General features: G+C 59.2%; 8 protein-coding genes. 5 read left to right on the forward strand and 3 right to left on the reverse strand.

Annotation, left to right across the window (positions count from 1 at the left end):
• Positions 1 to 9: 9 nt before the first annotated feature.
• The gene (locus tag GVL50_RS16490) at positions 10 to 732 is read left to right on the forward strand and encodes a glycerophosphodiester phosphodiesterase (RefSeq protein ID WP_159814277.1); all 723 of its coding nucleotides are present in this window, start codon (positions 10 to 12) and stop codon (positions 730 to 732) included.
• Positions 733 to 774: 42 nt separating this feature from the next.
• Here the strand turns inward: GVL50_RS16490 and sthA are convergent, their stop codons facing one another.
• Both sthA and GVL50_RS16500 read right to left on the reverse strand, forming a co-directional pair.
• The gene (gene sthA / locus GVL50_RS16495; RefSeq protein ID WP_038362239.1) at positions 775 to 2,169 is read right to left on the reverse strand and encodes a Si-specific NAD(P)(+) transhydrogenase; all 1,395 of its coding nucleotides are present in this window, start codon (positions 2,167 to 2,169) and stop codon (positions 775 to 777) included.
• Between the two features lie 197 nt (positions 2,170 to 2,366).
• The gene (locus GVL50_RS16500) at positions 2,367 to 3,311 is read right to left on the reverse strand and encodes an FAD:protein FMN transferase (protein WP_371926004.1); all 945 of its coding nucleotides are present in this window, start codon (positions 3,309 to 3,311) and stop codon (positions 2,367 to 2,369) included.
• 178 nt (positions 3,312 to 3,489) lie between these two features.
• Between GVL50_RS16500 and GVL50_RS16505 the strand changes: the two genes are divergently transcribed.
• Entirely contained in the window at positions 3,490 to 4,791 is a 1,302-nt protein-coding gene (locus GVL50_RS16505; protein WP_159814279.1) for an MFS transporter, read from the forward strand.
• A gap of 171 nt (positions 4,792 to 4,962) precedes the next feature.
• On the opposite strand, the gene GVL50_RS16510 is transcribed toward GVL50_RS16505, so the two are convergent.
• A complete protein-coding gene (locus GVL50_RS16510) occupies positions 4,963 to 6,426 on the reverse strand; it encodes a glyceraldehyde-3-phosphate dehydrogenase (protein ID WP_008082184.1) in 1,464 nt (487 codons plus the stop codon).
• A 354-nt stretch (positions 6,427 to 6,780) separates the two neighbouring features.
• Between GVL50_RS16510 and mfd the strand changes: the two genes are divergently transcribed.
• The 3 genes from mfd to GVL50_RS16525 are packed head-to-tail and all read left to right on the forward strand — an operon-like array spanning position 6,781 to position 13,509.
• Positions 6,781 to 10,230, forward strand: coding sequence for a transcription-repair coupling factor (gene mfd, locus GVL50_RS16515; RefSeq protein WP_159814281.1), 3,450 nt, complete (start codon positions 6,781 to 6,783; stop codon positions 10,228 to 10,230).
• Between the two features lie 10 nt (positions 10,231 to 10,240).
• Positions 10,241 to 10,807, forward strand: a complete 567-nt coding sequence (locus GVL50_RS16520) for a CsiV family protein (RefSeq protein WP_053122077.1) — start codon at positions 10,241 to 10,243, stop codon at positions 10,805 to 10,807.
• An 11-nt stretch (positions 10,808 to 10,818) separates the two neighbouring features.
• Positions 10,819 to 13,509 (forward strand): DEAD/DEAH box helicase, encoded by a 2,691-nt coding sequence (locus GVL50_RS16525; RefSeq protein ID WP_159814283.1) that lies wholly within the window; start codon positions 10,819 to 10,821, stop codon positions 13,507 to 13,509.
• Positions 13,510 to 13,600: the final 91 nt, after the last annotated feature.

Here is a 13,600-nt window from a genome sequence, read left to right on the forward strand (position 1 = left end):
GGAAGAACCGTGACCCTCATCTACGGCCACCGCGGCGCCAAGGGCGAAGCACCGGAAAACACCCTGAGCAGCTTTCAGGAATGTCTCAAGCACGGCGTACGCCGTTGCGAACTCGATCTGCACCTGTCCAAGGACGGCGAGTTGATGGTCATCCACGACCCGACGCTCAAGCGCACCACGGATCGGCGCGGCAAAGTCGTCGAGCACACCGCCGCCGAACTGGTGACTTACGACGCGCGCAAGGGTGGCCCGGGCTGGATCAAGCCATGCCCGATTCCGACGCTGGAAGAGTTGTTCGAGCAATGCGATTTCGAGCACTGGCAGCTCGAGGTGAAAAGCGCTTCACGCACGCGCGCCGCAACCACGGTGCTGGCGATTCGTGAAATGGCCCAACGGCATGGCCTGTTCGACAAGGTGACGATCACCTCGAGTTCGCGGGAAGTGCTGAAAGCAGCGCTGGATCTAGTGCCGGATGTGTCACGCGGACTGGTCGCCGAATACGCCTGGCTCGACCCGTTGAAGGTCGCGGCTAGTTACGGCTGCGAGATTCTTGCGCTGAACTGGACGCTGTGTACGCCGGAACGCCTGCAGAAGGCGCAGCGTCAGGGGCTGCATGTGTCGGTGTGGACCGTCAACGAGCCTGCGCTGATGCGCAGACTCGCCGACTTCGGCGTTGACAGCCTGATTACAGACTTTCCCGGTTTGGCCACTGCCACGCTCGAGAATTGCTGAAATCGGTCTCCCCGGCCGGCTCAGGCCACCGGCCGGAGCCCGTCAAAAAAGCCGGTTGAGGCCGTCGTACGCCGCTACCCGATAGGCTTCAGCCATGGTCGGGTAGTTGAACGTGGTGTTGACGAAATACTTCAGGGTGTTCAGTTCACCCGGCTGGCTCATGATCGCCTGACCGATGTGGACGATCTCCGACGCCTGATAACCGAAGCAGTGCACGCCCAGCACTTCCAGGGTTTCACGGTGGAACAGGATCTTCAGCATGCCTTGCGGCTCGCCGGCGATCTGCGCACGCGCCATGCTCTTGAAGAACGCCTTGCCGACTTCGTACGGCACTTTGGCCTGGGTCAGCTCCTGCTCGTTCTTGCCGATCGAGCTGATCTCCGGAATGGTATAGATGCCGGTCGGCACGTCATTCACGAAGCGCCAGCTACCGTTATCAACGATGCTGCCAGCGGCCGAACGGCCCTGGTCGTGGGCGGCACTGGCCAGACTCGGCCAGCCGATCACGTCACCGGCACCGTAGATGTTCGGTACGCAGGTGCGGTAAGCCTCGTCGACTTCGATCTGGCCACGGCTGTTGACCTTGACGCCGATGTTTTCCAGACCCAGCGTGTCGGTGTTGCCGGTACGGCCGTTGCACCAGAGCAAGGCGTCGGCCTTGATCTTCTTGCCGGACTTCAGGTGCAGGATCACACCGTTGTCGACGCCTTCAACGCGATCGTAATCTTCGTTGTGGCGCACAGTGATGTTGTTGTTGCTGAAGTGGTAGCTCAACGCTTGGGAGATTTCCGAGTCGAGGAAGCTCAGCAACTGACCACGGTTGTCGACCAGTTCTACCAGTACGCCCAGACCGCTGAAGATCGACGCGTATTCGCAACCGATCACGCCAGCGCCGTAAACGATCAGTTTGCGCGGGGTGTGGTTGAGGCTGAGGATGGTGTCGCTATCGTAGATACGCGGGTGGTGGAAATCGATGTCCGCCGGGCGATAAGGACGCGAACCGGTGGCGATGATGATGTGCTTGGCCACCAGTTTTTCGACCACGCCGTTGGCGCAGACCACTTCGATGGTTTGCTCGTCGGCGAAGCTGCCGGTGCCGAAGAACACGTCGACGCGGTTACGGGCGTAATAGCCGGTGCGCGAGGCGACTTGTTTGGAAATGACTTTCTCGGCGCTTTTCAACACGTCCGGGAAGGAGAACCAGCGTGGCTCGCCGATCGCCCGGAACATAGGATTAGTGTTGAACTGCATGATCTGCCGCACCGAGTGACGCAGTGCCTTGGACGGGATGGTGCCGAGGTGGGTGCAGTTGCCGCCGACCTGACGACGGCTGTCGACCATCGCGACCTTGCGCCCTGCTTTGGCGGCGTTCATTGCCGCGCCTTCTCCCGCCGGGCCGGAACCCAGTACCACCACGTCGTAGTTGTAGACAGCCATGCGTACTCCTCAGAACAGGCCGCGGTGCCAGCAGCACCTACGGCTAAATCACGCCGAACGGCGGCGCGAAGGAACAATTGGGGGTCAATCAAGAACCCGGACACAGTCTATAGAAGCGTCAACGCCGCGCACATTAACCCTTGGTCGCGTCGTAGGCTACTTTTGCCTGCACTACAACGCCAGCTTTCGTATTGTTCTCAGTCAGTTTTTTTGCCACTGAGGCGTTCAAACGCCGGACTGGTGCGGATGACGAAACCTGTATCGGCACGAATCACCAAGAATGCACCGATGTCATGTTTTTCGGCATAGTCCATAGCCCTTTCGGGGCCGAGAATAAGCAACAGCGTCGATAGTCCATCGGCCATCAACGCTGAAGGATGAATTATCGTGACTGAGGCCAGGTCGTTTAGGACGGGTGCACCGGTGCGGGCATCGAAGGTGTGGGAATAGCGCCGACCGTCCTGCAGGAAATAGTTGCGGTAGTCGCCAGAGGTCGAAACGCCGTAGCCGTCGACATCAATGATGCGCTCGGCGATCTGCTGATCGTCGCGGGGTTCTTCCAGAGCAATGCGCCAAGGTGAGCCGTCGAGCTTTTTGCCTTTTGCCTTTAATTCACCCGTGGCTTCAGCGAGGTAGTCGTGGATGCCGAGCGCATCGAGCCTTGCGGCGATGGTGTCGACGGCATAACCGGCAGCGATGCTGTTGAAGTCGACCTCGACAGCGGCGTCCTTGCACAATTGATCACCTTTTATGTGCAGATGCTGATGACCGACCCGCTGCATCACCTCGTCCAGCGCGGCGGCATCGGGGACTTTTTCTTCGCGACCCTGCGGGCCGAAGCCCCAGAGATTCATCAGCGGTTCAACGGTGAGGTCGTAGGAGCCTTCGCTTTGCGCTGACAGTAGTTCGCCGACGCGGATCAATTCGAGTACCGACGCGGGCATTGTCTGACAGCTATTGGCGGGCAAAGCGTTGAAACGTTCGATGTCGGAATCGTTGCGGTAAGTGGACAGCTGCTGATCGACTTCGGCGAGGATCCCTTCTACTTCACTGCGAACTTGCGCGGAATCGGCATCACCCGCGTGACGCACGTACTTGATCGAATACGTGCTGCCCATGGTTGGCCCGCCAAAGCTTTCCATCGATTCACCCTCGCCGCAGCCCGCCAAAAAAGCCGCCAAAACCACAAGCCCCACAAACCGTCCAGTGAACAATTCTTCATCTCCCCGCAAAACAGCGCCGGCCATTATGAATCAAAGGGCCCGCTCGCTCCCAACGGATGGAACGCGCTTCTAAAAATCCAATAAAGAGTATCTAAAAATGTCCACTTCCACGGGCAAAGGCAAAGCGATCTTTCGCGTTGTCAGCGGCAACTTCCTCGAAATGTTCGACTTCATGGTCTATGGCTTCTACGCCACGGCCATCGCCAAAACCTTCTTCCCGACTGACAGTGCCTTCGCTTCGCTGATGCTGTCGTTGGCGACTTTTGGTGCCGGTTTCCTGATGCGACCGCTGGGGGCGATCTTCCTCGGCGCCTACATTGACCGTCATGGCCGTCGCCAGGGTTTGATCATCACGCTGGCATTGATGGCCGCCGGTACGGTGCTGATTGCCAGTGTTCCGGGATACGCCACTCTCGGCGTTGCCGCTCCTTTGCTGGTGCTGTTTGGCCGCTTGCTGCAAGGTTTCTCGGCGGGCGTGGAGTTGGGCGGCGTGTCGGTGTATCTGGCTGAAATCGCCACGCCGGGCCGCAAGGGCTTTTTCGTCAGTTGGCAGTCCGCCAGCCAACAAGCGGCGGTGGTCTTCGCCGGTTTGCTCGGCGTCGGCCTCAACCACTGGCTCAGTCCAGAACAAATGGGCGACTGGGGCTGGCGCGTGCCGTTCCTGATCGGCTGCATGATTGTGCCGGTGATCTTCGTCATTCGCCGTTCGCTGGAAGAGACCCCGGAATTCCAGGCACGGAAACATCGCCCTACCCTGCGGGAAATCGTCCGCTCGATCGGTCAGAACTTTGGCATTGTCATCGCCGGCATGGCGCTGGTGGTGATGACCACGGTGTCTTTCTACCTGATCACCGCGTACACCCCGACTTTCGGCAAGGCTGAGCTGCATTTGTCGGACTTCGATGCGTTGCTGGTGACGGTGTGTATTGGTCTGTCGAACTTCTTCTGGTTGCCGGTGATGGGCGCGGTGTCCGACAAGATTGGACGTAAACCCCTACTGCTGGCGGCGACGATTCTGGCGATTCTTACCGCGTACCCGGCGCTGTCGTGGTTGGTGGCGAATCCGAGCTTCAGCCATTTGCTGATCGTCGAGTTGTGGTTGTCGTTCCTGTACGGCTCGTACAACGGCGCGATGGTGGTGGCGCTGACCGAGATCATGCCGGTGGAAGTGCGTACAACCGGGTTCTCGCTGGCCTATAGCCTGGCGACGGCGACGTTCGGCGGGTTTACCCCGGCGGCGTGTACTTATCTGATTCATGTGCTGGATAACAAAGCTGCGCCGGGGATCTGGCTTAGTGGTGCGGCGGTGTTGGGATTGATTGCGACGTTGGTGTTGTTCCGGGGCAATAAGCATGAACTGCGCACGGCGCAAGCGGCTATCCCTGGCGGCGCGCGATAGAACGCTATCGCGAGCAAGCTTTGCTCCTACATTGGAAATGTGGCGCTCACAAATCCCTTGTAGGAGCCGAGCTTGCTCGCGAAGGGGCCGGTACTGACAACACAGCTCTAAAAGGCACACAAACAAAAACGCCCCGACCAAAGTCGGGGCGTTTTCATGTGCAGCTATCGCTTAGCGCGGGAACGCTGGCGGATTCACATCAGCCATGTCTTCCATCACGCGGATAACCTGGCAGCTGTAACCGAACTCGTTGTCGTACCAAACATACAGAACAACGCGGTTGTCCTGAACGATGGTCGCTTCAGCGTCGACCACACCGGCGTGGCGCGAACCCACGAAGTCAGTCGAAACCACTTCCTGCGAGTTAACGAAGTCGATTTGCTTGTGCAGATCGGAGTGCAGCGCCATGTAGCGCAGGTACTCGTTCATCTCTTCACGGGTGGCGGCTTTCTCAAGGTTGAGGTTGAGAATGGCCATCGACACGTTCGGCGTTGGAACGCGGATCGCGTTACCGGTCAGCTTGCCGGCCAGCTCAGGCAGGGCCTTGGCAGCAGCGGTGGCAGCACCGGTTTCGGTGATCACCATGTTCAGCGCGGCGCTACGACCACGGCGATCGCCTTTGTGGAAGTTGTCGATCAGGTTCTGGTCGTTGGTGTACGAGTGAACGGTTTCGACGTGACCGTTGATGATGCCGAACTTGTCATTCACAGCTTTCAGCACCGGCACGATGGCGTTGGTGGTGCAGGAAGCAGCGGAGACGATCTTGTCATCAGCGGTGATTTCACCGTGGTTGATGCCGTGAACGATGTTCTTCAGCTTGCCTTTGCCTGGCGCAGTCAGAACAACGCGGTCGATACCCGGGCACTGCAAGTGCTGGCCCAGGCCATCAGCGTCACGCCATACACCGGTGTTGTCCACCAGCAGCGCGTCTTTGATACCGTACTGGGTGTAATCCACTTCAGTCGGGTTCTTCGCGTAGATCACCTGGATCAGGTTACCGTTGGCGGTGATGGTGTTGTTTTCTTCGTCGATGGTGATGGTGCCGTTGAACGAACCATGTACCGAGTCGCGACGCAGCAGGCTGGCGCGTTTGGTCAGGTCGTTGTCGGCGCCTTTGCGCACGACGATGGCGCGCAGACGCAGGCCGTCGCCACCACCGGTTTTCTCGATCAGGATGCGCGCCAGCAGACGGCCGATACGACCGAAGCCGTACAGCACAACGTCGGTGCCTTTACGTGCGGAAGCGTTTTGCTGGCCAACCACATCAGCCATTTCTTCACGAACGAATTGCTCGGCGCTGCGGCCATTGCCTTCGTTGCGGAATTTGAACGCCAACTTGCCCAGATCTACCGAAGCCGCGCCGAGCTTGAGCTCGCTCATGGCTTTGAGCAGTGGGAATGTTTCGTGGACGGAGAGTTCGCTGTCGTCGGAAGAACGGTGGCGCGCAAAGCGGTGAGCTTTGAGAATCGCGATGACAGACTGGTTGATCAGGCTGCGGCCATAGATCGAGCTCACCACGTTGTTATTGCGGTAGAGCTGACCGATAAGCGGGATCATCGCTTCTGCGAGTGCTTCACGGTCGATCCATTCACCAAGACACTGGTCGGGCTTCTGAGTCACGGTAACCTTCCACATGTAGGGGCAGAAAAAAGGGGCTACATTATGCCGCCCACAACCTCATTCAGCAATGCGCGCTTGTCGCGAAATCGGTAACAAAATTCCTTTCAAAAAAATCACGCCCCGCGCCAGCCCAGTAAATACGCGGCTTCCAGCGCAGTCAATTTTTCGTCGACTGTTAGACGATGTCTGTAACCCTCCGTAACACGAGCCAATTTCGGCACTACATAACCACTAAAAAAGTGCTCGTTTTTATGGTTACCACTACATTTCGCCAAAACAGTGAAGATAGACGTAGTCTGCAACTGACAGGCGACACCCGACGCCGCTACAATTACCGACTTTGTCGCAAAGCCTGGAGCTCAACCTTCCGTGCCCGTTCTGCGTCTACCGCAACTCCCTGCCGAGGCAGGTAAACAGCATTGGGGCAATTTGCCCGGCGCTGCCCTCAGTCTGGCGATTGCCGAGGCTGCCAGCGCTGCCAAGCGCTTCACCCTGCTACTGACCGCCGACAGCCAGAGTGCTGAACGACTGGAACAGGAGCTGAGTTTCTTCGCCCCGGATTTGCCCGTTCTGCATTTCCCCGACTGGGAAACCCTGCCCTACGACCTGTTCTCGCCGCATCAGGACATCATTTCCCAGCGCATTGCCAGCTTATACAGGCTGCCAGAACTGGAACACGGTGTGTTGGTGGTGCCGATCACCACGGCCCTGCACCGTCTGGCGCCGACCAAATTCCTGCTCGGCAGCAGCCTGGTACTGGATGTCGGGCAGAAACTCGACGTCGAGCAGATGCGCTCGCGCCTCGAAGCCAGCGGCTATCGCTACGTCGACACTGTGTATGAGCACGGCGAATTCACCGTGCGCGGCGCGCTGATCGACCTGTTTCCGATGGGCAGCAAGTTGCCGTATCGCATCGACCTGTTCGATGACGAAATCGAAACCCTGCGCACGTTTGATCCGGAAAACCAGCGCTCCATCGACAAGGTCGACTCGGTCAAGCTGCTGCCGGCCCGCGAATTCCCGTTGCAGAAAGACGCAGTCACCCGTTTCAAGGCGCGCTTTCGCGAGCGTTTCGACGTCGACTTCCGTCGCTGCCCGATCTTTCAGGATCTGAGCAGCGGAATTACCCCGGCCGGTATCGAGTACTACCTGCCGCTGTTCTTCGACGAAACCTCGACGCTGTTCGATTACCTGCCGCAAGACACGCAAGTGTTCTCGCTGCCGGGCATCGAGCAAGCGGCGGAGAATTTCTGGAACGACGTGCGCAATCGTTATGAAGAGCGCCGCGTCGATCCATCGCGTCCTTTATTGCCACCCGCCGAATTGTTCCTGCCGGTGGAAGACTGCTTCGCGCGCCTGAAGAGCTGGCCGCGTGTGGTTGCCAGTCAGCAAGACGTCGAAAGCGGCGCCGGTCGCGAGCGCTTCCCGGCGCAAGCCCTGCCGAATCTGGCGATTGAAGCCAAAGCCACGCAACCGCTGGCCGCGCTGGCTGGCTTCCTCGATGAATTTCCCGGGCGCGTGTTGTTCACTGCTGAATCCGCGGGCCGTCGCGAAGTGCTGCTGGAGTTGCTCGAACGTCTGAAGCTGCGACCAAAAACTGTCGACAGTTGGCCGGACTTCGTCGCGAGCAAGGATCGTCTGGCGATCACCATTGCCCCGCTCGACGAAGGCCTGATGCTGGATGATCCGGCGCTGGCACTGGTCGCCGAAAGTCCACTGTTCGGTCAACGCGTGATGCAGCGTCGCCGTCGCGAGAAGCGTGCCGACGGCAACAACGATGCAGTGATCAAAAACCTCACCGAACTGCGCGAAGGTGCGCCGGTGGTGCACATCGATCACGGTGTCGGTCGCTACCTCGGCCTGACGATTCTGGAAATCGACGATCAAGCCGCCGAATTCCTCACCCTCGAATACGCCGAAAACGCCAAGCTCTACGTGCCGGTGGCCAACCTGCATCTGATCGCGCGCTACACCGGCAGCGATGATGCGCTGGCCCCGCTGCACCGTCTCGGCTCGGAAACCTGGCAGAAAGCCAAACGCAAAGCCGCCGAACAGGTACGAGACGTCGCCGCTGAGTTGCTCGACATCTATGCTCGCCGCGCCGCTCGCGAAGGTTATGCGTTCGCCGACCCGAAAGCCGACTACGCGACGTTCAGCGCCGGTTTCCCGTTCGAAGAAACTCCGGATCAACAAACCACCATCGAAGCCGTGCGCGCCGACATGCTCGCGCCGAAACCGATGGATCGCCTGGTCTGCGGCGACGTTGGCTTCGGCAAGACCGAAGTGGCCATGCGCGCGGCGTTCATCGCCGTACACGGTGGCCGCCAGGTTGCGATTCTGGTGCCGACCACCCTGCTCGCCCAGCAACACTACAACAGCTTCCGCGACCGCTTCGCCGACTGGCCGGTGAGCGTGGAAGTGATGAGCCGTTTCAAGTCAGCCAAGGAAGTGAATGCAGCGATCGCCGATCTGGCCGAAGGCAAGATCGACATCGTCATCGGCACGCACAAGTTGCTGTCCGACGACGTGAAAATCAAAAACCTCGGGCTGGTGATCATCGACGAAGAACACCGCTTCGGTGTCCGTCAGAAAGAACAGCTCAAGGCCCTGCGCAGCGAAGTCGACATCCTCACGCTGACCGCCACGCCGATTCCGCGCACGCTGAACATGGCGGTGTCGGGCATGCGCGATCTGTCGATCATCGCCACGCCGCCGGCGCGACGCCTGTCGGTGCGCACCTTCGTCATGGAGCAGAACAAGAGCACGGTGAAAGAGGCCCTGCTCCGCGAACTGCTGCGCGGCGGCCAGGTTTACTACTTGCACAACGATGTGAAAACCATCGAGAAATGCGCCGCCGACCTTGCCGAACTGGTACCGGAAGCGCGTATCGGCATCGGCCACGGACAGATGCGCGAGCGCGAACTCGAACAGGTGATGAGCGACTTCTATCACAAGCGCTTCAACGTGCTGATCGCCTCGACCATCATCGAGACCGGCATCGACGTGCCGAGCGCCAACACCATCATCATTGAGCGCGCTGACAAATTCGGCCTGGCGCAACTGCACCAGTTGCGTGGCCGTGTCGGCCGCAGTCACCACCAGGCATATGCATACCTGCTGACACCGCCGCGCCAGCAAATCACTTCGGACGCGGAAAAGCGTCTGGAAGCGATCGCCAATACTCAGGATCTCGGTGCCGGTTTCGTGCTGGCGACCAACGACCTGGAAATCCGTGGTGCCGGCGAACTGCTTGGCGATGGCCAGAGCGGGCAGATTCAAGCCGTCGGTTTTACGCTGTACATGGAAATGCTCGAACGCGCGGTGAAATCGATCCGCAAGGGCGAGCAACCGAACCTCGATCAACCGCTCGGCGGTGGCCCGGAAGTCAATCTGCGCGTGCCGGCGCTGATTCCGGAAGATTATCTGCCGGACGTTCACGCCCGTCTGATTCTGTACAAGCGCATTGCTTCGGCGACAGACGAGGAAGGTTTGAAGGATCTGCAAGTCGAGATGATCGACCGTTTCGGCTTGTTGCCGGAACCGACGAAAAATCTGGTGCGCATCACGGCGTTGAAGTTGCAGGCTGAGCAGTTGGGCATCAAGAAAGTCGATGGCGGGCCGCAAGGTGGGCGCATCGAGTTCGAAGCGCAGACGCCGGTCGATCCGATGACGCTGATCAAGCTGATCCAGAGCCAGCCGAAACGCTACAAATTCGAAGGCGCCACGATGTTCAAGTTCCAGGTGCCGATGGAACGCCCGGAAGAGCGCTTTAATACTGTAGAGGCGCTGTTTGAGCGCCTCCTCCCGAAATCTGTTTAAAGGACGCCGCATGCGCCTGTTTCGCTCGCTGACTTTGCTACTCACCCTGGTAGCACCTTCGGTTTTTGCCGATGACCTGTATCAGGTCGAAATGATTCTGGTGCGCCAGAACGCCGTGCCAGCCATCGTCAGCCGTGCCGCGCCGGAAGACTGGGCCGCAGGCGCCCAGCGTTTGGGCGATGACAGCAAGCGCACCCCGGCGCTGAATGACGTGGTGACTAAACTCACCGCCAGTGGCGACTACACAGTCCTGATGCACAAGGCCTGGCAGCAAACCCTCGGCGAAGCACCGGCGAAAGTCGCGGTCAGCGACGGTCAGGAGCAATACGGCCAGTTCCCGATCGAGGGCACGCTGGAGATGAAGCTCGGGCGCTTCACCGACGTCGCTGCCGATTTCTGGGTCAATCAGATCGACACCAATGGCTTGGTCACCGCCAGTGAACGCCTGAAACAGGACAGCCACACCAAGAACGGCCAACTCAACTATCTCGACAACGGCCATCTGGCGCTGCTGATCAAGATCACTTCCCTGACCGCGCCTGCGCCACGGGAAGCGCCTGAAGCGATTCCGGACTGATCGAAGTCCTTATGAACCCGCCGCTGAGTAAACCGTTGGCGCCCTCCTGGGTCAGCCGATTCAAGGAACAGAGTCTGGAGCGTGGCCGCCGCTACGCCCTGGAAAACCGGGTACGCATCGCCCAGGTCGGCGATGCAACGATCACCGCCAGCTGCGAAGGCTCTGGCGGTAACGTTTACCGTCAGACGATTCATCTTCGCGAGTCAGCCAAAGGCACTTTGCTGCTGGTCGATGCCGGCTGCACCTGCCCGGTGCGCAACAACTGTAAACACTGCGCAGCGGTGTTGCTGAAAGTGCAGGAAACCCTCGACTACCCCGCCGCTGCCAAAGACGCCGAGCTGTTGGAGAAACTTCAAGCCGTGCTGGAAAACCGTGGCCCGAAAGCGCCGCCGCAAGTGCTGGTCGACAATGTGCAGCCGATGCCACGCCTGTGGCTGGCCAGCGTCGAGTTCAGCGCTTTCGAACCGCGCAACGGCAAGATGCAGCGCTACATTCAGCACCGCGCGGCGCTGTCGTTCAGCTATCTGGATGAGTACGTCAGCGGGCAGAAAAACAGCGACATCCTGATTCGTCAGGAAACCCAGACGCTGCGGATAAAACGCCACCCGGAAGTCGAACAGTCCTACCGCGAACAGTTAAGAATCCTCGGCTTTCGTATCGCCACGCGGCAGAGCAAAGCGCTGCCAGAAAGCGCGGGCGAACTGTATGAGATGGTCAACGACAGCGCCTGGCTGACGTTTACCCTCAACGATTTGCCGAAGCTGCGCACCCAAGGCTGGGAATTGCAGATCGACGAGGAGTTTGGCTTTGACCTGACTGCCGTGGATGACTGGTACGCCACGGTCGAGCAGGCGCCGGAGCGTGACTGGTTTGATCTGGAACTGGGGATCATCGTCAACGGTGAGCGCCTGAGTCTGCTGCCGATCCTGCTCAACCTGATGCGCTCGCACGCGGAGATTCTCAATCCGGAACGCCTTGCGCGGCGTCGCGATGACGAGCTGATTCTGGTCAACGTGCCACAACGCAATATCGAGCACGGGCCACTGCAGGTGGCGTTACCGCTGGGCCGGTTGAAACCTGTGCTGATGACGCTCGGCGAGTTCTATTTGCAGGAGCCGGGCGAAACCACCCTGCGTCTGAGCAAAGCCGACGCCACACGCCTCAATTCTTTGGAAGGCTTGCCGCTGCTGTGGGAGGGTGGTGAGCAGATCCGCACGTTCGCCCAACGCTTGCGCGACATCCGTGATTTCAGCGCTGAAGCACCGGAAGGACTGAACGCGACGCTGCGTCCGTATCAGCTCGAAGGCCTGAGCTGGATGCAATCGCTGCGGCAACTGGAAGTCGGCGGGATCCTTGCGGATGACATGGGTTTGGGTAAAACCCTACAGACCCTGGCGCATATTCTCAGCGAGAAAATCGCCGGACGTTTGGATCGCCCGTGCATGGTGGTGATGCCGACCAGTCTGATTCCGAACTGGCTGGATGAGGCGGCACACTTCACCCCGCAGCTGAAAGTGGTCGCGCTGTACGGTGCCACGCGCAAAAAGCATTTCGATAATCTGGCCGATTTCGACCTGATCCTCACCACCCACGCGCTGCTGCCCAAAGACGTCGAACGTCTGGCCAAGCAACCGCTGCACGTGCTGGTGCTGGATGAAGCGCAGTACATCAAGAATCCCAACAGCAAAGCTGCGCAAGCGGCGCGTGAGCTCAACGCACGCCAGCGTCTGTGCCTGAGCGGTACGCCGCTGGAAAACCACTTGGGCGAGCTGTGGTCGCTGTTTCACTTCCTGCTGCCGGGCTGGCTCGGCGACGTCAAAAGCTTCAACGCCGATTACCGTGTGCCGATTGAAAAGCGCGGCAGTGAAGTCAGACTTCAGCACCTCAACGGTCGGATAAAACCGTTCCTGCTGCGCCGCACCAAAGAGCAGGTCGCCACCGAGCTGCCGCCGAAAACCGAGATCATCCATTGGGTCGATCTCAACGAAGCGCAGCGCGATGTGTACGAAACCATGCGTTTGGCGATGGACAAGAAAGTCCGCGACGAGATCACCCGCAAAGGCGTGGCGCGCAGTCAGATCATCATTCTTGAGGCGCTGTTGAAGCTGCGTCAGGTTTGCTGTGATTTGCGCTTGGTCAACGATGCCACCCTGCCCGCTCGCGGCAGCACCTCAAGCAAGCTCGACAGCTTGATGGAAATGCTTGAGGAGTTGTTTGAGGAAGGACGGCGGATTCTGCTGTTTTCGCAGTTCACCTCGATGCTGGCCTTGATCGAGCAAGAGCTGAAAAAGCGTAATGTTTCCTACGCGCTATTGACCGGCCAGACCCGCGATCGGCGTACACCGGTGAAGGAATTCCAGAGCGGCAAGCGTCAGATTTTTCTCATCAGCCTGAAGGCCGGTGGCGTTGGTCTGAACCTGACGGAAGCGGACACGGTGATTCACTACGACCCGTGGTGGAACCCGGCGACCGAGAATCAGGCGACGGATCGGGCGTACCGGATTGGTCAGGAGAAACCGGTATTCGTTTACAAGATGATTGCTCGGGGCACGGTGGAAGAGAAGATTCAGCACCTGCAAAAGGAAAAATCCGACTTGGCGGCAGGCGTGCTGGATGGGCGCAAGGCTGGGGACTGGAAGTTGCAGAGTGATGATATTGAAGCGCTGTTTGCGCCGTTGCCGGATAAGCTCGATAAGCGTTGAGATCTTTTTTTCTGTTAGATAGCTATCGCGAGCAAGCTTTGCTCCTACGGGTGGACGCCGCAGTTCCCTGTAGGAGCAAAGCTTGCTCGCG

The organism is Pseudomonas sp. 18058, assembly GCF_902706155.1.
In the GTDB taxonomy this organism is placed as follows: domain Bacteria; phylum Pseudomonadota; class Gammaproteobacteria; order Pseudomonadales; family Pseudomonadaceae; genus Aquipseudomonas; species Aquipseudomonas rustica.